This window comes from Haladaptatus pallidirubidus (assembly GCF_020700235.1).
Classification (GTDB): domain Archaea; phylum Halobacteriota; class Halobacteria; order Halobacteriales; family Haladaptataceae; genus Haladaptatus; species Haladaptatus pallidirubidus.
The window spans coordinates 302,433-323,133 of record NZ_CP085303.1 but is presented as its reverse complement, the minus strand read 5'-3'; the positions used below and the strand labels follow the sequence as shown (position 1 = coordinate 323,133).

At 46.6% G+C, this 20,701-nt stretch carries 16 protein-coding genes and 1 tRNA gene; 9 read left to right on the top strand and 8 right to left on the bottom strand.

All coding sequences use genetic code 11. The features are described from left to right. Positions 1-18 precede the first annotated feature (18 nt). Complete coding sequence (locus LIX15_RS25180; protein WP_227777649.1) at positions 19-1,509, bottom strand: TrbL/VirB6 family protein; 1,491 nt, start codon at positions 1,507-1,509, stop codon at positions 19-21. A 72-nt stretch (positions 1,510-1,581) separates the two neighbouring features. Next, on the bottom strand, positions 1,582-3,414 hold the full coding sequence (locus tag LIX15_RS25175; protein WP_227777648.1) for a DUF8186 domain-containing protein: 1,833 nt from the start codon (positions 3,412-3,414) through the stop codon (positions 1,582-1,584). 507 nt (positions 3,415-3,921) lie between these two features. Between LIX15_RS25175 and LIX15_RS25170 the strand changes: the two genes are divergently transcribed. After that, positions 3,922-4,185 (top strand): hypothetical protein, encoded by a 264-nt coding sequence (locus LIX15_RS25170; RefSeq protein ID WP_227777647.1) that lies wholly within the window; start codon positions 3,922-3,924, stop codon positions 4,183-4,185. Positions 4,186-4,244: 59 nt separating this feature from the next. Here LIX15_RS25170 and LIX15_RS25165 read toward each other — a convergent pair whose 3' ends face one another. Next, positions 4,245-5,825 (bottom strand): outer membrane protein assembly factor BamB family protein, encoded by a 1,581-nt coding sequence (locus LIX15_RS25165; RefSeq protein WP_227777646.1) that lies wholly within the window; start codon positions 5,823-5,825, stop codon positions 4,245-4,247. Between the two features lie 604 nt (positions 5,826-6,429). Here LIX15_RS25165 and LIX15_RS25160 point away from each other — a divergent pair. The 5 genes from LIX15_RS25160 to LIX15_RS25145 all read left to right on the top strand — a co-directional run bounded on the left by LIX15_RS25160 (position 6,430) and on the right by LIX15_RS25145 (position 10,667). Then, positions 6,430-6,837 (top strand): hypothetical protein, encoded by a 408-nt coding sequence (locus LIX15_RS25160; RefSeq protein WP_227777645.1) that lies wholly within the window; start codon positions 6,430-6,432, stop codon positions 6,835-6,837. An 843-nt stretch (positions 6,838-7,680) separates the two neighbouring features. Continuing rightward, positions 7,681-8,088, top strand: a complete 408-nt coding sequence (locus LIX15_RS25155) for a hypothetical protein (RefSeq protein ID WP_227777644.1) — start codon at positions 7,681-7,683, stop codon at positions 8,086-8,088. A 275-nt stretch (positions 8,089-8,363) separates the two neighbouring features. Then, positions 8,364-9,149 carry a M14 family metallopeptidase gene (locus tag LIX15_RS25150; RefSeq protein WP_227777643.1) on the top strand — a complete coding sequence of 262 codons (786 nt, stop codon included), beginning with the start codon at positions 8,364-8,366 and terminating at the stop codon, positions 9,147-9,149. A 150-nt stretch (positions 9,150-9,299) separates the two neighbouring features. Beyond that, on the top strand, positions 9,300-9,428 hold the full coding sequence (locus LIX15_RS32995) for a hypothetical protein (RefSeq protein ID WP_265338445.1): 129 nt from the start codon (positions 9,300-9,302) through the stop codon (positions 9,426-9,428). A 3-nt stretch (positions 9,429-9,431) separates the two neighbouring features. Next, positions 9,432-10,667: an RNA-guided endonuclease InsQ/TnpB family protein gene (locus LIX15_RS25145; RefSeq protein WP_227777642.1), complete on the top strand. Its 1,236-nt coding sequence runs from the start codon at positions 9,432-9,434 to the stop codon at positions 10,665-10,667. Between the two features lie 121 nt (positions 10,668-10,788). Here LIX15_RS25145 and LIX15_RS25140 read toward each other — a convergent pair whose 3' ends face one another. Beyond that, a complete protein-coding gene (locus tag LIX15_RS25140) occupies positions 10,789-11,652 on the bottom strand; it encodes a DsbA family protein (RefSeq protein ID WP_227777641.1) in 864 nt (287 codons plus the stop codon). A 297-nt stretch (positions 11,653-11,949) separates the two neighbouring features. Between LIX15_RS25140 and LIX15_RS25135 the strand changes: the two genes are divergently transcribed. Beyond that, positions 11,950-13,050, top strand: coding sequence for a thioredoxin domain-containing protein (locus tag LIX15_RS25135; protein ID WP_227777640.1), 1,101 nt, complete (start codon positions 11,950-11,952; stop codon positions 13,048-13,050). Positions 13,051-13,310: 260 nt separating this feature from the next. Here LIX15_RS25135 and LIX15_RS25130 read toward each other — a convergent pair whose 3' ends face one another. After that, positions 13,311-14,291 (bottom strand): M14 family metallopeptidase, encoded by a 981-nt coding sequence (locus LIX15_RS25130; protein WP_227777639.1) that lies wholly within the window; start codon positions 14,289-14,291, stop codon positions 13,311-13,313. Between the two features lie 25 nt (positions 14,292-14,316). Further along, complete coding sequence (locus tag LIX15_RS25125) at positions 14,317-15,072, bottom strand: DUF7260 family protein (protein ID WP_227777638.1); 756 nt, start codon at positions 15,070-15,072, stop codon at positions 14,317-14,319. Between the two features lie 245 nt (positions 15,073-15,317). Between LIX15_RS25125 and LIX15_RS25120 the strand changes: the two genes are divergently transcribed. Further along, the gene (locus tag LIX15_RS25120) at positions 15,318-15,887 is read left to right on the top strand and encodes a TATA-box-binding protein (protein ID WP_227777637.1); all 570 of its coding nucleotides are present in this window, start codon (positions 15,318-15,320) and stop codon (positions 15,885-15,887) included. A 1,088-nt stretch (positions 15,888-16,975) separates the two neighbouring features. Further along, positions 16,976-18,244 carry a hypothetical protein gene (locus tag LIX15_RS25115; protein ID WP_227777636.1) on the top strand — a complete coding sequence of 423 codons (1,269 nt, stop codon included), beginning with the start codon at positions 16,976-16,978 and terminating at the stop codon, positions 18,242-18,244. A gap of 464 nt (positions 18,245-18,708) precedes the next feature. Here LIX15_RS25115 and LIX15_RS25110 read toward each other — a convergent pair. Continuing rightward, a tRNA-Thr gene (locus tag LIX15_RS25110) sits at positions 18,709-18,782 on the bottom strand. 114 nt (positions 18,783-18,896) lie between these two features. Further along, entirely contained in the window at positions 18,897-20,699 is a 1,803-nt protein-coding gene (gene glmS, locus LIX15_RS25105) for a glutamine--fructose-6-phosphate transaminase (isomerizing) (protein WP_227777635.1), read from the bottom strand. Between the last annotated feature and the right edge of the window lie 2 nt (positions 20,700-20,701).

Genomic DNA, 20,701 nt, shown 5'->3' with positions numbered 1-20,701 from the left:
ACATTCTGCCAACAGGTGTCATTTTGATCGATAGTTGCTGGTCGACGAGTCGGTCCATTCCCCTAATGTCTGCTGTTTTGAGCCAACCCCATCGTGAGATTCATTAATAACTGGGTTTTCTCGATAGTGCTCCAAACCTGCCTCTGCCCAATCGATGGGAGACCGGTCGAGATTTCGCAATGCAAAATTCGTTCCTGAGCGAGCATCTTTGGCTGCACGTTTTCCACTTTTTTTCGTATATTGTGCTCCTCTTTTCCCGACTCTACTTGCGTCTTCAACAATTGTTCCTTCAGCTTTTGACCCAAGGCTGCCTTTTATTCCACTACTAGCTGAAGTGGCTCTGTTTACGCTACTATTAACTTTCTCGCCTACTTTTCCACCGGTAGTTCGCTGATCAACGAAACCCATTCCTCTACGGACTTTTCTTCCTCCAAAGCGCGCCTGCTTCATGATACTCGCACGACTGGACTCCCGTGACTGCCCTGCCGATGCCGTCGACCGACGTCTAGACGTTCGTTTCCGCCGACTGCGTACCCGACCGGGAACAAAACCTGAGGACATGGCTGTTTTCAAGCCATAGATGGCAGGTGCCACCAAGCCGATCAACCAGAAGAGGAACGACTCGAGAACTTCGTTGAACGAACCTGGATCTGACCCGGCAGTGGCCGCTGCCCGCGTGGCTGCGCCGGATCCAGTGATCCCCATCGCAGTCGCACCAACATACATGAGCGCCGCCATGAAAATACCCGCAAACAAGAGCGAGAGCGTTGCATTGATGAACATCTTTGCAGCTTTCGCTGAATCCTCGAATGGGCCGAAGTCAAGATAGAGCATCACCGCTAGAATGGGCAGCGTCACAAACATCGCCACGAAAAGGAACTCCCGGATCACTAGCATTGCAAAGAGAAGAAGGATCCCAGCAATCGAGGTCACACTGAGAATCACCATACCAACCGCCACAACACCTGCTGAGGCAGCTGCACCCTCCATTCCGGTTTTGAGCATCTCCGTTCCGAATGCGCCATAGCTTTCGGGGTAAATGTAGGCGATGACGGCGTTCACGAGCAGCAAGCCGAAATGCATGAGCTGGCGACCGACGGCAACGAAGATGATGGCTTTGAGTGCCTTCCAGACGAGAACAACACTATCAACGTCGGCGTTCTTCGCGAATGGCTGTGAAGCAAAGCCAGCCATCACCACTACCACAAGCAACTGGGGAAAAATACCGAGGAGATGATCGAACGCTTGGAGATACTGGGGATCGGTATAGGGGCTGTCAAAGACCAGGAAGGTGTACACACCGCCCGACATCAACAGTCCAACAAAGCCCAGCAGCCTCGTCATCAACCACGTAAACAAATCTGCGATCCACCCGGTGAATCCAGTGGCAAGAATGGTTGCCATCATCTCTGTAGGGTGGTGTACAGCTCCAATTGTGAGCTTGGAGACTGTAAGTGGGCTACCGGAAGCGATGAATGCACCGTATGTTTTGAGGGAGGCGGTGATCATTGGGTATCAGAAAATAGTGTTTAATTGTATATCCGCGCCACTTCATAAAAATATTTTCTCACTGATAATGAATTATCGTCGCCGAAGATAGTGGAATGGAAGATAAAACAGGATAAACGCGATGACAGCGACGATCCCGTTACTTAGGTGTAACAATGCACGATAGATACTGAATATCGTCGGTGCAAATCGAACCTGGTCATGGGACGGTGCATAGTACACTCCTTGCGAGGCGTTTACACTACCACCGAAGTTCGCAGTGACAGCACTATCATCACGCGTGACGATTGCCACACCACTAGTGTTTGTTGTGGCACGACTCTGAATCGCTCCATGGAGTTCGACTGATTGATTGGCAACCGGCTCCCCCGTCAACGTGTCTGTGAGTTTGATTTGAACGTGTCTCTTGTCTTGTTTGGTCAGAGTAAGGGAAACTGGATGTTCAGTCACAGTCTTTGTGGTGAGTGACACTTCATCGCCATGGATATCGTACAGTGCTGTCAGCGGCTGGTTGACGTTTGTAATGACGATACGATTAGAGACTCGTGGTGAAACCGATGACAGGTTGACCGTTGGTCTGAGCGGTGTAGCCTTCGCGGTAAGTGGAATAGTGTGAACATGTCCGACAGTTGCCGGCGACGTTGTCGGTGGGGCTATGCGAGTGATTGCTGGCTTGTTTCGAACTGCGATCAACTGTTTTTCGAGAACATTCGGTGGCGGGACACTCTCCTGGGAAGTCGTGATGGCTGAAGACCGATTGAGCGGCCTGATCAGCGAGGGGGACGTCAGTGCTGACGTATTGAGCGACAGTGTGGTATTCGGCTGTTGAGTACCGATCGTTGCGTTGGGATATCGATGCTGAGAGTAGACGCCCCAGATGTTCTGAAGACGCATTTGACTGGATTCAAATAACGCGTAACTCCAGTGTCGCCGGTCGGTAAGTGACGTTGGCCCATCCAGGTGGAGAACGATTCGTTTGAGTTCATCGTTATCAGTGATAAGCGTCTGTGTCGCGTTGAGCTGCTGGTTTGAGGTAATAACGACGGGCGCTGTATCGCGAACGGTGTGCGAAAGAAGAGTCGTCTTCGAGGTTGCATTTGTTTGTCGCCATCCAGAAGTCGTCCGAATAGAGCTCGTTGTATGAATGGCCAGTTGAGTCTTGATTGTTCCTCGAATGACCATTTTCGTTTGTCCGGTTGCCTGTGCATTTGAGTATGTGAGCGCCCGCGATGCTCCAGCTTCTGGTACGGACTTCCCAGTTGACCAGGTTTGTGAACCAATTCGGAGCGAACGAGTGATTGATTGGTTCATAACGGAATAGTTGATACAGGTTTTTGTGCCATTCGTGATTGTACAGGTTTGATTTGGAACCACCGTCGAATAATCGGGAGACGCAAGTATTGTGCCGTTCTGCGGGAGCAAAAAGAGATCTTTTGATGATGTGTTTGGCTGTCCAAACTGTGTTTGCGTGCCGTTCTGCGTTCCAAGAATTGTCACATGAGCGTTTTTGACGAAAGTACCATTCGAGCGATTCGAGTCTGGAAACCACACGCTCGTTGAGCGATTGTGCGAGAGATTTTGGAGGTTGTTATAGCGATATTCGGCGAGCGTCTGGTTCCCAGCGCCAACCTCGTAGGGTGGCTTGGACGTTACGTAGGTGAAATCACGAATCTGACTGGCATTTGCTGTCGAGATATTTCTCGAGTCGAGGATACTACGCAAATCTGGCTGAATAAACGGTGGCAGCGCTCCAATATTGGGATCAGCGTCATCAGAGATGAAGACATCAGTAGCGTTCGGAGGATGGGAGGTGTGGACACCGGTTACAAACGAGCTCGTCAGAAGGAGTAGAATAACGAGGCCAAACGTAAGTGGACGAATGAGTGTACCTGATAGTGACGACATTCCTTGTGCAAAGAGTGTCTGTGGTTGAACTGGGAAGCGGTGAAACGCTGTCTTTCAGATGAATGGAGGCACGATCATCCCTGGTGCAAGATTTTCGAATAAGGTGACGAACACATTATAACTCACCGAGAGAACAATCATGCCAGCACCACCCCAGAGAGCACGCCAGCCCCATTGCGTACGACCAGCGTTGCGTCCGGAGACAAACCACAGTGCTGCGCCAACGAGGAATACGATTACCCTAATTGGCCGAGTGTTGTGGCAACAAATTGTTCGATTTCGGTGAGCGAATTGTTGATCTCACTTTGTTGAGCGGCAACGGTCCCAGTCATCACACCAACCGTGAGCAAAGCGGTTAGGACGTGTATGGCCCAGTGTCGTTTTTTAGGAACCATGCAATATTTTAATATTCTATTAACTAAAAACTTAGCATTTTTGATTACTATATGAAATTAGCATAGCGTAGTAGAGTATTTTGATAACCATTGACCGCGAAGGAGTTGACGAATGACTGGATTAGATGGCGCAGATAGTGAAAAGCGCGGGGAAGCACTTCGAGCAATTGCGAAGCAACTCAACAGCCTCTCGTATGATTCTGATACAGCATACCCACCACAGGCAGGCTCAACGTCCGAGCCTTCGAAAGAGTTTGTGGATGGGTATCAGCTCGGATTGTTTGTCGCTGCAGAATCCAGTCTCGATGTTCTTCGAGATCGCTATGATCTATTCGATAATAATGAACTGGACGCAATGTTAGAAGACCACGAGTAACATCCTCCCGCGTTGATGCCCTCGCGCTTGAGGGTGGGGCAGTTCACTGCGGAGAGTAATCACTCTTCTTTGAGTTGAGACCGCAGATAGGCGCCGATACCCGCAAGTCCACCAATTGTAGTAAGCACTCCAAAACCTGGTTGGCCATCAGAGGTCGTTGTCGTCGTTTCTGTCGCTCCGATTATTGACTCTGTCGTGGTTGTTTCACTCATGCTCGTAGTCGTTGATGTGGTCTGCGTCGATTGAGCAGGGGGCGAGTTCGAAGTTGTTGTGGTTCCTTGACCTGTTTTTGAAGTAGTTGTTTTACCTGGCCCATTGTTTGTTGTGGTCGTTTCTGGTGGGGTTGTTGTAGTAGTTTCACCTGTTTGGCCATCCGTTGTAGTCGTTTGGTTGCCTGAACCAAGGATATGGAAATCAGCGTATTCAGTATACATCCAATCGAGGGTCGATCCCATTGGATATGTGGCTACATACACTCGTCCGTCAGCAATGACCGGTGATTTGGCGGCGGGGCCATACTCATCGAAATCCCAACTGCCGAATGAGTACTTCCATTTGCGTTTGCCGGACGTTGTATCGATGGCAACGACAACTGCATCCCCATCATCCCGAGTGCGTGTCGTCCGTCCAGCAACGTAGAGGGTGTTATTGCCAACTGAAGGAGCATTGGTGAGTTCTGCGTTGATCTCATGGCTCCACGCCTCTGTTCCCGATTGTGCGTCAAGTGCCTGTACTGAATTTCCAGCACAGAAAAAGACGTGTCCGTTAGCAATTGCAAGCGTCGCATTCCACCATGAATTTTCTAAGTTTGGTGAGTACGACCACTGAACGCTTCCATCATTCACTGATCGTGCCTTAATCGCAGGTTTACCGCCATTCCCTTTGTGAACACTATACACAGTACCGTTCGTTACCGTTTGTAGTTCGTCTTTGTCTCCAGAAACGTCCCACAAGACAGATCCGTCGTTAGCATTCAATGCAATGCCTTCTCCACAGAAAAGCTTCCCATCGGCGTAACACGCACCGCTGTTGATTCCGTTAGTCGACCAGATAACATCGCCCGTGTTGGGGTTGAGTTGAGAGATACCACTAGATGTGCTAACATACAGTCGACCGTCTGTGAACAATGGATCTGAAATATTAGCTTGAGAGGATTTCTGCCATTTCGTTTTTCCGCTCGTGCTATCGAGGGCGAAAAATCCAGTTGAGTTGGCGTCCTCGGAGCCATAGGTGCCAAAGTAAATTGTTCCATTGCCAAGTGTTGGCGTCCCTGGTCGAGAGATATTCTCATGTTTCCACAGCGTGGTTTGCTTTTTCACGTCATAGGCAGCAACATAGCCATTGCTGGATGAAGGAGACTGAACCGTTGCTACAGATAGATACACAATCCCATTTTCGACAACGGGTTCAGTAGTGTGCATTCCACCGTTCATATCGAATGACCAATTCGTAGTCACATTCGAGCCTGGGCCACTATCAGTGGTCGCCCCAGTTCGACTGGCATTTCCGCGAGAAGTTGTCCATGAGTTGCCAATTCCATTAGCACCTTTTACAGAGGGTGTAAACTGAGCCCCTACTGTAAGGGTCGCACCAAGAATCCCAGCCGATTTTAGGAACCCTCGACGATTTGTTTCATTCATACTTATATTCTATATCATGTATTAATAAGCTTTGTGACGATAAACATAGGCAGAAGAGACAACTAAGTCATATTGAAATTTGCAATTTCATATCTTAATGACATATTTTGTAGATAATAATCTCTCTGCTAGTTGATTACGTAGACGCAAGAGTCCGTGGACTTCGGCGCAGTTACACGGGGGGACAGTAGCTAATGACTACCTAATCCCCACGTGACCGAGCAAACATGACTAATTAATCACTCGGCGTTAGTTACGAAAACACACTAACCTATATATTCTTCGCTTGCAGAATGAAATAATATAATATGCGAATGCATTCAGATTCAATTAATTAGTTGTGGTATTTATCGATATTTATGTCGTATCTCGATCTTGTTAACGCTGGTGACTCAGAAAATGAGATCAGCGAATGGGAGCGCTTGAGCACTATCAACACAGAGAGAAAGCCTCGTCCTTCAGGGCAGGGAGGATGTCAAGAGAACAAAGCTCTGGAAAGATTTTGTGCGACAGTAGTCTCCGTGCTCAGTAATCGCAGTGTTTGATCGCCAAAAATTTCTTTTATCGGAATTTGTTTTAATTAGGAAAATAATGAGGTATTCATATGAAGTATGACATCGACGAAGAGGAGCTTTGCGACATCGCTGAGTTCTTCGATCTCTCACCCGATGAATTGACCAAGGCTATTGACAATCCTACATTTCAAATGCAGGCACTCGCAGCATCCGCTGCAGTAAATGCTATTCAGCAAGGAGAGGACGCGATTTTGTTAGCCCAGGGTCTTGAAGAGATTCATGACGCACTACTGAGGAAGGGCTATGAAGAAGATGAAGAGTACAGAGCTCAATTCGGCGATATTGATGCAGGAGCATTGCATCACCTCAAAGCGCTTACCGCCTCAACAAAGGCACTTCAGGATGGAGCAGATGTTGATGAGGTTCTTCAAAATCTCAATACAATTGAACAGATTGTTGCGAACCACGAAGAAGATCATACAAAACAGAACCAATAATGAGGATTTTTCAGGCCACTTACAGCAATTTGCACGTAGGTAGTGATGTACAATAGTCAAACACTGAATCAACGTGGTTAAATAACGATGCGCCATTGATCGATATAATGCCCTCTGAATCGAAAGCTTCGTTTCCTTTTAATGAATGTGGAAAGTGTGGAAAACTCGTCGTAAATCTCGGTGGGCATAGATGTAGTGATATTAATCAGTCAAAAAATACGTATCCTTCCAGAGAAAAACGGCAACAACGTGCGGCCAAGGACGATCGCTGTGATGGTGATTTAGTTGCAATTCTTCGGAGCAATGATTCGTATGCATATCACGAAATCACTGATGAGGAAATTATTTGCCACAGTTGCGATACAAATCGTACTATCTCAACCATATCTCGGAGCGAAGCAAAAAGACGGGGTCTCCAGCCATGCGGGAATTGTGAACGCTGGATGTGATATAAAACCGTATTTAAGACGTGGAGATGAAAATTATTACCACATAATTTATAGATGAATTGCTTCTGTTATCTATGTTGGATAGACCCGTGTTGTGGATAAACCAAAAAAGTCTTTATTTCCCACTACGAGTACCCGTTACAAGGATGGTTAGTAGTCCAGTCGCTACTACGGTAACACAACCATTAAAGAGATAATCATGCCATTTTCACGTATTCAAACCCGTTTTCCGACGGACATAAACGATGTTAGAGCAACTGGCCGGACAGTTCGGCTTGTTCTTTCAATCCCTCAATACGCCGTTCTCTTTCTGGGTTCGTTTTTCGTTGGATTGTCAGTCTTTGTTCTCTCGCAAAATACTGAGCTCGTTCGGACAACTCTCCTTGGTGAGTTTATGACCCCAGAGCAACAGTTCTCGATACTTATTCACTTGTATCCTATTATTGGGACGGCCTTTTCTCCAGTAAAGGAAGTTTTTCTCATCGCAAGCTCTGGTCTATTCGGTATCAACTTTGCGATGGTAGTTTATCACTTCCGTGAAAATCAGGTGAATATTCAAGGTGGAACCGGTAGTGCGATTGGTGTCATTTTTGGAACCCTCGGTGCCGGGTGTGCAGCATGTGGATCTGTCGTTCTTACTGGAATTCTTTCCTTTGTTGGCGCAACAAGCGTGCTTACTCTTCTCCCTTTTGATGGTCTCTCTTTTTCCGCACTTGCTCTTGTTGTTTTCTTGTTCTCGATTTATTGGCTCGCAGATGGAATGCGTAATAGTACAATCAATGGCTGTCCAGTCGATATTTAATGACCTAATCAGAATATGATTGAGTTAGATAAATTCAACTACTATTGAAATATTGAGCCAAATTTCTGCCAATTTGTCACTAGCATCTTCATTCTTACTCTTTCAGATCGCAAAATTAATAAAGACTCCCTTTATTGCACTACACAGTACGGAATGGATAATTTCGTATTAATATTAAAGTCATGAAGTCAGACAGGAACTGCTCCAGGAAGACGTATAGTGCAGAAAACGATGAGCAGACGAACTCTGCTCCGGATAAATCGCGTCGGTCATTTTTGACAAAATCCGCAGGGATTGCTGCATTCTCTACACTTGGTGTATCACAAGTTGGCAAAGTCTTGGGAGATGACGATGAGTTCTGTCCAATACGACAATCTCATTCAAAGGAAACGATTCTTGAGGGAACAAAAGAAGAAGTTGAGGTACACACGACTGAATCTCGAATTCCAGGGCCAACTGCTGTTGTAGTTGGTGGGCTTCAGGGAATTGAACCAGCAACCTGGCAAACAGTATACGACGTTCACGATTGGTCAATCAACTCTGGAAAATTAGTTCTTCTCCCAGAAGCAAACCCTGTTGCCATTAGAAACAACACCTACATTAACGAAAATGGGGATCTGAATGATCAATTCCCACCTGGAAGAACACCAAAAACAAAACTAGCCCAGGCATTGTGGGAAGTTATTGAAGAAGCTGATCCAGATGTCTTCATCAGTCTTCACAGTTCCCACGGAATTCTCTGGGAACGTGAAGGTCCAAATGGCGTTGGACAAGCGATTTATCCAACATATGTTGATGGCGCTCGCGAGGATGCTCGTCGTACTGTCGAATATATGAACCAGCGACTCGATTCATTCCGGTCGCTATATGACTTCAAGGTTGGAAATACTCTGCATGGAATCCGACCGCTTCTCACTCACAAAGTTGCGGCAGATCTCCAAATCCCTGGATTCCTTATTGAAGCCACTCGATATGGGACTAACCTTGCGACACGAGTACAATGGGAAAAGGCAATTGTTGCTCATCTTCTCGAACAAAACGGGATGGGAATCAAGCAATAACAGCTTCCCCACGCTAGAGCGTGAGGGTTTTCTACAGAAAATACAGCGAGAGTGCCTCGGGGCTTGACTCCGAGGGTGAATCGCGTACGCTATTTCATCGTCCGGGTAGCTACCGTTGCACATATTACGCAACAGTACGTATCAGTAGCTGTGACAAGACGATATACAGTATCGGTCCCAGACGAACTCGGCGAGTGGTTGGACGACCAGCCGCACCTCTCCCCGAGCGGGCTACTTCAAAAAGCCATTCGCGAACAGCAAGAGGCGGAGTCCGAGTAGCCGATGGACTGCACGTTTCGATTTCGCGCGTATCCCGACGAAGACGTAGCGAGCGAAGCGTGGAGACATATCGAGATTCACCGACAGATTCGAAACCACGCCGTCCGCGACTACTACCGATCACCGCGGAACGACCGTCCGAGTGCCTACGACCAACATCGGAAACTCACCGGTTGGAAACGACGATGGCCGATGTTCGCCGAAGTGTCGGCACACGCGGCCCAACAGACGGTCTCACAGATACAAAAAGACCAGAAGGTGCTCAAAAAGCACCGCGAGAACGGTCGCAAGACGGGATGGCTCAAGTGGCAAGGCACGGGCGAGTTCCGGTCAGTAGCGTACCAGTCAGAAGGCTTCAACGTCAATCACACGACGGGCCACGACTTCGGGACGCTTACCCTCTCGAAAATCGGCGAGATACCGATACGAGCACACCGCGACTTGCCCGACACGAAAAACGTCAAACGCGCCATTCTCAAGAAAGAACGGACGGGTGCATGGTTCGCTTGTTTCGTAGTCGAAATGGATACTCCCGCGAAACCAGACCCGGAAGACATCGACCGCGCCGACTGTATCGGCGTAGACCTCGGCATCCAGTCATACATTCACACATCCGACAACCTGTCGGTCGAATGTTTGGACTTGGAATCGGAGTACGACCAGTACGCCCGCCAACAGCGCTTGCTCGACCGCAAGCAACACGGCTCGGCCAACTGGGAGAAACAGCGCCAGAAAGTCGCCCGTGCGAAACGACGCATCCGATGGAAGGTGCTCGACTTTCAGCACAAACTTTCGACGTGGCTTGTCAAAGCGTACGACGTAGTAGCGGTCGAAGACTTGGATGTGAAGCAAATGCTCGAAACGAGTCAATCGGCGAAAAACAAGCAAGACGCTTCGTGGTCACGGTTCCTCGATTTGCTGGAATACAAGGGCAACCTTCACGGAACGCACGTTGTTCGTGTCGATGCTCGCGGTACGACGAAAGAGTGCAACCAGTGCGGTGTGGAAACGTCAAAGCCGCTGTGGGTTCGGGAACATTCGTGTCCGGCGTGCGGTCACACGGAAGACCGAGACTTGAACGCGGCAAAGAACATCCTCGACAGGGGACTCAATTCTCTTCATGTAGGGCCGGGACGGTCCGAATCAACGCCTGTGCAGACCATGCTCCCTGCGTTCGCTCGTTATTCGGGACGGGTGGATGCAAAGCACGTCGTAGAAGCAGGAAGCCCCGCGGCTTGACCGCGGGGTTCGTTCACTGCGTTAGTAAATCACACTTTTAGAGCAGATTCTCAATAATCGACTCTTGCTGAATGGATCAAAATCGGCAATGTTACTACAGAATGAACGTAGGTCGTGACGTTTACAGCCCGAGTACGTTTTTGAATATACTATAACTCTGTCTTCCTACAATATCTGTAATATATTTATCCGATCGGAATGCAAAACATGTTGGCGTTCCACGAACTTTTGATTTCTTGCCAACAGACAAATCCTCTTGTATTTGTGTTTTTTGTGCTTTTGATTGCGCATCACGAACAACCGCTCGTCCACTTAGTGATGTTTGTTCATTAATAAATTGTTTGGTTTTTGACAATACATTTTCCGTAGTGAATGAATCTTGGTTTTCGAAATAAAATGCCTTTAACTCCCAGAAGTCTTTTTCACTCCGGCTATAAGTAGCTTCGAGCGCATAGGTCGCTCGCACACCCCATTCTTCGAGAACTGGGTACGATCGATATACCAGTGAGAGCTTCCCGGTGTCGACATAATTGCGCTTGAGTTTTGGAGCCGTTTTTTGTTCGAAATGAAGACAATTTGGACAGGACGGATCGTCAAAGATGATTAACGTTGCGTCCGCACTAAATGGAGTTGGTCCATGCGTTGGTTCGTCGAAAATACCGTTCGTAGACGGATGGTCTGGAGTAGAAGGTGTAGTTGTCCTTTGTGTGGTTTTTGTTGTTTGCTCTGTTGTAGGTTCAGCTGTTGATGTGGGCTCTGCGGTTGAGGTAGATTCAGCTGTTGACGTGGGCTCTTCTGTCTCGGGGTTTGTCGTCTCTGTTGTTGATGAGCTTTTTGTCGTTGTTACAGATGTTGTTCGTTGTGCTGTCGTTGTTGTCGTATTGTGCGTAGTGTTGGTATTGTCTGACTCATCTGATTGCGAAGTACAGCCAGCGAGTAAGAGACCGATCGGGACAGCTTTTGTGAGGAGGGTACGTCGGTTCATATTTTCTAGCTTTCTTATTTTCACATTCAGACTACTTATGACTGTTGACCGAAGTCTTGTAGATAATGTAAATACAGTCAACACGTTACTCTATTAATGAGTGGTGAAAAGTTCGTAAAAGTTCCAGGATATGGCTATCTTTTTACTATGTCACCTAGTATTAACTACCAATTAAGCTCAACTGATTCCTGACGTTCGTAGTTGAGGAAAGCAAAACTGTTGTGCAAAGGTTCAAAATCATGCAATCCAGCGAACGATTAACCGGGTCTATAACCCCTGGTAAATACGCTAAAAGCGATGTCAGAGCGAAACACTTCGCGGAGAACGTTTTTGAAAACAACCGGTGTTGTTGCAGCAGTCGGCCTCGGTAGTACAATTCCCGCTAGTGCAGCAGAAATCTCTAATGCGCCAGTTCCGGACGACACAGACGCACTCACGTATGCGACGATGGGAACGGACAAGGATAATCCTACAGCAGAACTGTACGGCAACTTCAAATGCCCATACACACAGGAATTTGTTCGTGGAGGCAATCTTGAAGCTGTATTGAACGAGTATGTCGCTTCTGGTGATCTCAACCTCCAGTTCCGGGCGCTTGCATACCAGCCACCAGGGACGTCCTCGCATGGTACTTCAACCTATTATATTTCCGATAGCGATCCTCTTATTTCGGAAGCTGCCATGGGTGTCTGGGACGTTTCGCCAGGCGATTACTGGCAGTTCTTCAACTACATGTTCTCGGATCTCATCTCTGGGAACGTTTCGTTCAGTGAGATGGAAAACCGGATGCAGTCGACGAGTGTGTCCAACCGTAGTACGATCATTGATCGTGCTTCGTCTGGTAAATTCGATGATGAGGTTGAGCAAAACCGCTATTCGGCTGGTGACCATGATGTTACCTTCACCCCAACACTCGTCCTCGACGGCGAAACTATCCCACCACATCACGATACTGACGAATTACTCGAGTGGATTGGTAACCGAATCTCGAGTTCGTCCACCTCATCTGATACCGAGGACAACACGGACTCATCCAGTGATGAGACTAAGGACGACTCATCTAACAACGAGTCTGATAATGATAGCAATTCAACAGACTCGTCCGACAATGATACGAGTGAAGATTCCACATCTTCGGATTCCTCGTCATCAGAACCATCGGCATCTGAAGACTCGGGTTCCAGTGGTGGCTCGACCAGTAGTGACTCGTCGTCTAGTAGTGATGAAGGAAGTAGTGACGAAGAACAGTCATCAAGTTCTTCGCCGTCAGAGAACACAAGTTCTTCCGATAACACCACATCCAGTAGTGAAACAGACAGTGACTCTGAACAGTCGACTGACGACTCGGGAAGTCAGTCGATCTCTATCGGAGAATTCTGCAAAATGTTTTTGAGATAGCTACTTTCTCCTGTTTGCCCGCTTAGGATTTGAAATACTGCATAAATATCTGCTGCGTCAGATATCGTTGCTAGCTTTTTCATGTTATAGGGCGAAAATTTACCAAAGAGGATATTGAGTTTGTACGTATCCCCCAGTTTGTAAATATTTTTTATATTATATATTAGCAGTTGTTACCCAATTATAACTGTATATATGAATTGTAGTGCGTATAGCCGTATCAAGGCTTCTTAAGTGAAAAAATCGATTTGAGTTAGGGGTCAGCTATATGTTCGATCGATACCCTGACGACGGAGTAAATGCCGCACTGCATTTAAATGCCAGTTGATGCGCTGTTTTACGTCTGTGCCATACTTCGTGGGTTCAATAAGTGATCCTGGAATCCGCATATCTGCAGATACTTTGTGGAGAAGAAGCGGTCGGCTACCATCAAGAGTATTTCCGCGTTTAAAGTCATAGTATTTAGGAAGAGAGTTTGGTATTTGGTAAGTGTTTAAGTAAGCTGCGGTGCGAGCAGCATCTTCACTCGAGCCTTCTGAAAGGGTCGGATAAATAGCCTGTCCGACACCATTTGGCCCTTCATCTTCCCACAAAATACCTTTTGACGCATGAAGCGCTAAGACTGTATCTGGATTGTGGCGGTCAATACTATTCCAGATCGCGCGCGCAAGCGGTGTTGTTGGTCGCTTGTCAGGTGGGAACTGTCGATTGAGATTTCCCCTGTTATTTACGTATGTTTTACGCTCAATGGCTACTGGATTTGCTCGTGGCAACACAATGAGTTTTCCTTGGTCGATAGACCAATTTGCGATATTATCCGCTGCGTAATATCCGCTCACCTCGTTTCCATGGAATCCACCGGTAACGTATGCAGTTGGTCCTGGTCTCCCTGATTTGATTACGTACACCTCAGTTTCGTCTTTTGTTCCTTCACGGATAGTATACGTCCAGCGTGATTCAGCAGTGGCCACTCCAATCCTAGCAGTAACTGCTGTAAAGGATGTAAGTGCACCTACCGACTTTGATAAGAATTTCCGGCGAGAACTTATTGAACTACTCTTAATTTTTTCGCTGCTATTTTTAGTTTTGTTATCTGCCATCGGAGAAATAGCACCACCTATTAAAATATATTGTTTTCGATGGTTGAAAATTAGATTTACAATTACGCTCCGATTGAATTGCAGTAATGATCCATTAATAACATCCTCAATTTTTGCTTGGACAATACTCGCGATGATCAAACAGAATTTATACCAGTAATTAAAATTAATTCATCCCTGCCCAATGACGAAGTTCAATGCGATCAAACACCTGTCGTGCTGTCGTGAGGGCCGACAAACCAGGATAATCTGTTTTGAAGTTCCCATATACAATAGATAAGAATAATTTTCCATCCATCGTCTCACGCTGTCGCAAATACGCTTGCTGACTACGAGTTACCTGCTCAAGTTGATCCCGTATTGTTTGGAGGCGGTTGCTTCGATCATCAAATGTGTAGTGACCGCGTTCAATTAGAGCTAGCTCGTCACCAATTTCATCAAGTGAGCATACCAATTCACTAAGTTGTTGTTGTTCCGCTGTGAGCACTTTGAGTGTCTGCTCTCGGGTTTCTATGGCCTCCTCACTTGCAGCGTGAAGTTGGTTCCAAAGTAGCGATGACCATGTTTCCGCACCGCCATTGAGCCCGGTTGCAACGTCGGGACCAAATTCATTTTCTATACTTTCAAGAGGAGTATCCTCATTATATGCATCTTGCCAATGTTTAACAGATAAAACCGTTTCTTGATATGCGGTTTTGACTGCTTCTTGTGGTGAGTGAGTGGGTGATTCTTGTGTTCGGAATGTCTTCGTTAGTGTTCCGCCGTCAGTTCGACATGACTGTTCTGGTATTTCGTCGAGTCGGCTGTAAAATTCCTCAAAGGCGTCGATTTCGAGTTGAAGTCTAGATTCTTCTTCCGCGAGATGGCTCTGAGCACTAGGAAGCAACGTCTGTTCAACAAGTTGATTTTTGTTCTGTGCCATTGGTTTCTACTATTACCTAGCATCTGGAACTCTTATACTTTATTGGCCATATTCCGACGATAAATTATATTCAATGCTCATTTTCAAAGCTGGTATGATTTAAACTACTCTGTATCAGTCAAATTTTTATCATCAAAGTAGACCAGAGCTGCTGGTTATATTAATAATTAAAACAATAAAAAATAATTAATATTTAAATGTCATATACCGATTGAACTTTTGCCCTGAACTGTAATTGCCATCTAATGACGGCGCAATCTGCATCGACACAGACCACAATTGAAAATATAGTTGCCTCCACCGAGATCGATCAGGAACTCGATATTGATCAATTAGGTGCTGATCTAGAGGGAGGGATATATGACCACGAACAATTTCCAGGTATAATCTTTCGATCATCAACGACACAGGCCACGATGTTACTGTACCGATCGGGAAAGATCATCAGCACTGGTGCAAACTGTATTGAGGATGTTGAATCGGGGTTCCGTATTCTTTTCAATCGTCTTCGCAACCTTGGGATCGCAGTAACGGCGCAACCATCGATTACAATTCAGAATCTTGTGTCAAGTGCTGATCTTCAGGTATCGCTTGACCTCAATGCGCTTGCCATCGGGTTAGGTATTGAAGAAATTGAATACGAACCAGAGCAATTCCCAGGACTTGTCTATCGGCCTGGAGAAATATCAGTTGTGATTCTAGTCTTTAATAATGGGAAGCTCGTTATCACTGGTGCAAAAACAGAAAGAGAGACACAACTTGGTGTCGAGCAAATCAAAACTCGACTCACAGAGCTTGGGTTTTTAGAATATTAACATAATATAGCCCATATATATGTATATTCATCTGCGTTAAAATTAGAGAAGTTGGGATAGTGCTGATATCTGTGTGGGCAATTGCTCCACTACTATTGGTGTTGTCGTCTCTTTTCAGCAGTTGTAGAACGTATTCCTGCACTTCGTGACGTCAATGATAACGTTGCTAAACGAGGTGTTCCAATTCTAGTTGGAGTTACTGCCGGTGTAGCTTCGGTAAATGTTGGCGTTATCGCTGATGTCGATGTCAGTATCGTAAAACAGAGTTTGAACTCCGTCCAACACGTAAGTGTATTTTCATATCTGAGGAAAACAAGTATCTGTTTGTATCGCATCCGAGATTTGGTGCTACCCTTGGATGGGGTCTGACATAGATTGTGCTGTCGACCAAACAGTAGTGGAGTCAATTGCAGTTATCTACGACTGATATATATTCTGATATACCTTCAATCGGTCATGTGAGAGAATATCTAACAAGATACCCCTAGTACAAGGAAGTTCATACCATAATACCCACTGTAAAGCAGAAAATATTTACTTAGAGGAACCTATTGTTGAGTTGTGAGTTTGACAAACCCAGGGAATATGATTAATTACTATAGTACGACAGAAAAAGTCGTTTTAAAGACTCTAACATTTACACTAACCCCTGTGCTTGTCGTGATGATAACTATCGTCCTTCTTTGCAAAGGTCGGTTTACAGATGCAAGGAATTGGCTTATGACCGATTGGCGTGAACCACTCTAATGTGAATAGTTCTATTTAATTTGATGGGATATAACAGATAGACAGTGAATTCAGATGTGATCCTTTCCTATATTTCATGTTTCTCCAGATACTCGTGATAGTGCCACCGCCATTGAAGTAGCACTCATTTCATTTATTTTGGGTAATCTCTCATTCTGTTAGTTGATCTATAGCAGTAACCTGTGCGAAGTAGATGCGGAATATTGTTATCTATATTCAAAATATCGGATAGATATTCGTCTAAATCAGTGGTTTAATCGCTCATTACCAATCAGTAAGATTTACTTTTTATCCTACAGCTCCCATATAACAAATACATACACTCCTATATTAGCAATTTCATGTCGGAAGAAAATAATGGCAACGGCAGTAGTATTAAGCGAAGAAACTATCTGAAAGGACTCACAGTAGGCGGTGCGGCACTCGCCGGCTTCGGTGGACTTTCAACGTCATCGTTCGCACAGAATGGCGACCCTCTCCCGGCACCGTTTTGTGATGAAGCCAGTACGCCTCCCGAGAACCCCCCAGGCGGGCAAGCAGGACAGTGTATCAATTGTGTACGCGAAGTGTGTGAAAATGAACCGATTGCTGTTGCCTTGTTTACTGGGCTTTCAGACACTTGTTTCACACTTCCAGCAGAAGACATTCCGGACAACGCGGAATACATAACGCTCAAAGCAGGGCAAAACTGTTTCCTGGGAGAAGTTCCTGAAGATCCGGAGGGTGACGTTACGTGGTGTCTACCAGAAGGATCACAGGATATCAGCAACGCAACTCTCTACACGTGCGGAGACGAGGATCCCCCATCAGTCGATGATGTGGAAGCTTCCTGTGATGAAATCGTCATTACCACCTCAAACATTCCCGATGGTGATACACTCGACGTGACGGTAGAATTCGCGGACATGACGACAGAGACCTTCGAAGATGTGGAGGTTCAGAACGGACAGGCGACTGTTGAGTTGCCCGGAGAGTCCAACCCAGTCCATGTTACGGTTACGTATCAGGATAATCTGATTCTGTTCGACGCGGGTGTAATGGCAGATCCACCGTGTGAGGACGAACCGGCGGTGATCGACGTCGAGGTTACCTGCAAATGCATCACCATTCAGACCGCAAATATCGACGAAGGTGAAACGCTAGACGTGACGGTGATCTTCACAGACGACTCAGAGGAGACATACTCACCAGAAGTCGACGCCAACGGTGTTGCAACGATCGAACTACCAGGCGATCGGGATCCAGCGCGTCTCATCATAGAGTACGACGGTATGTTGCTGTTCGATCAGTTCGTGGCAGCGGATGATGCGCCGTGCAGGAAGGAACCCGAATGTCCAGATATCAACGTCAAATACAAGTTCAAAGACTGCGAATGGGTCGTTAAATCCGGCGATCCGGATGGACTCTCGGTAGAGGGTGACGAAACGCAGGTTACCATCTGCGCAGCTTTCCCATTCGTGGTTCAGTACAAGCTCGATGGAGAGAAATTAACAGCCCACGCTGAGTTTGATGAGGAGACGGACCAGTATTGTGCGACGATTGGTGATGGCTGCTCGAAGATTCACTGGTTCCGTGTCTGCTGTCCCAAAGACAACGCGAATAATAATTAACGGCTCGTAATTCATTATTTTTATTTAGTTAGCTTGATTACTGACAGTTCGACAGTATGAATGCGGAACTCGTCAGATAAAGTTCTAGTTACTATCTAATCCTAACAAGTACAAACCGAACTGGTCGCCTGGATTGACATCCTCCCTTAATAAGGCGATACTCCTCTATTAGATGTTCAGCTACCGACTCATGGAAGCAACTTGCGGGTTCTCACGCTGCTCGTTGAGAAAGCGCGTGATCACCCTAACCATGAAAGGTTGTTCCACTTGAACCGAGAAGGCCGTGCCATCGGTCCGACTTCGCCCATAACTATCTCAGAAGTGTTATTCAAACCGCTATTAATAGATCATCGCGACACCTAACTCAAATCTTCAATCAATTAGACAGCCAGACCGGCCAATGAAGATGACTCTTTAATTTGGAAGAGTTCGGTATTGATTCAGAACTCCTGAAAAGTACAGCAAGCCTTGGAAGAGATTTGAACTCTCGACCGACTCCTTACAAAGGAGTTGCTCTGCCAGCCTAAGCTACCAAGGCATCTCTGTTATCAGAGTGCACCTAACAAATGCGTTCCCTTTTCTACTTCTACAGAAGTACAAGGCGAGTGCCTGATTGTCTAACCCTGAGTTGAATCCAGCGATATTACTACTTTTATTCGACAGTGACGCTTTTTGCAAGGTTTCGAGGTTTGTCGATAGACCGATCTTTTTGGCTTGCAACGTGGTAAGCGAATAATTGAAGATAAACGTTCGCAACGACCGGTTCCATCAGGCCCACTTTTGGCACCTCGAATACAGTATCGAACACTGGGTTTGGATCAGTTTCTGAGGAAACACCAATAGCAGGTGCCCCACGTGATTCGACTTCCTTCACGTTGTGCAGTGTTTCATCAGCGCTTGTCCCCTCGGTCAAGATAGCAAGGACAGGCGTGTTCTCTGTGACAAGTGCAAGGGGTCCATGCTTGAGTTCTCCACTGGCAAATCCTTCTGCATGCTCATAGGAGATTTCTTTTAGTTTCAATGCGCCTTCAAGCGCGACAGGATACCCGAAGCGACGACCAATGAAGAAATAGGCATCGCTGTCAGCGAACTCTTTGGCTGTTTCATGGACGACTGATTCAGCATCCAATACTTGTTGAATGGCACCAGGAACCTCAGACACCTCATTCAGGATTGTCGAGGCCTCGCTGGAAGAGAGGACATTTCGCTGTCGACCGAGGTAGACAGTCAAAAGTGCAAGCGTTATCACTTGTGAGGCAAATGTTTTGGTCGCAGCAACACCAATTTCTGGGCCAGATCGGATATAAACCGTATCATCGGCTTCACGAGCCATCGTTGAACCAACCGTATTTGTCACCGCAAGCGTTCGAGCACCTGCGCCATCCGCCTTGCGGAGTGCACGTAATGTATCCGCTGTCTCACCACTCTGGGTGACTGCAATGACGAGTGTTCGCCATGGGTCACGGTTCGCACGGAACTCATATTCACTTGCAATATGAACTGAGATACGGATATCCGCGTACTGTTCTAGTAGCTCAGCGGCGTACAGACCAGCGTAGTACGACGTTCCGCATGCAATTATCTGAATCTCATCAATAGATTTGCAATATTCATCTGATAAGGATAAATCAAGGTCAACCGTTCCAGCAAATTCGTCGATACGGCCAGAGAGTGCCTGTCGAACTGCATGCGGTTGTTCGTGAATTTCCTTACGCATATAATGTTCATACCCACCCTTTTCAGCCGCATCCGCATCCCATTCAACGGTCTGCCGATCACGTTCAACCACTGTATCGCCATTTGTAATCCTCACATCATCTGCCGTAATGTGTGCGAGATCACCATCTTCAAGGAACGTGACTGTTTGAGTATATTCTACAAATGCCGTAACGTCGCTTCCCAAGAAGTTTTCATTCTCACCGTGACCAAGAACGAGTGGGCTGTCCTGACGGGCGGCAATAATGCCATCAAAGCCAACAGCAGTAACTGCGATTGCAAAACTTCCTTCGAGCATCGAAACAACGTTCTCAACGGCGTTCCGAAGTGAAAACCCCTCATCAAGAGCGTCCTCAATAAGATGTGCGATCACCTCTGTGTCAGTTTCACTCGTAAATCTGTGGTCCTCACGAAGTTCCCGTTTAAACCTCTCATAGTTATCAATGATACCATTATGGACGACTGCAACCTGGCCAGTACAGTCGGAGTGTGGGTGAGCATTCGCGTCCGTTGGAGCACCATGTGTACTCCAACGGGTATGGCCAATCCCACAAGTAGCATCCGGCATCGGTGGGATCGTCAGATCATCGATTTGTCCACTCTGCTTATGAATATGGAGTTCATCATCGAGGAGTGCAACGCCAGCTGAGTCATAGCCACGATACTCTAAATTCTTCAAACTCTGTGCAACGATCGCCGAACAATCACTGTCTCCAATATAACCTGTTATTCCACACATGA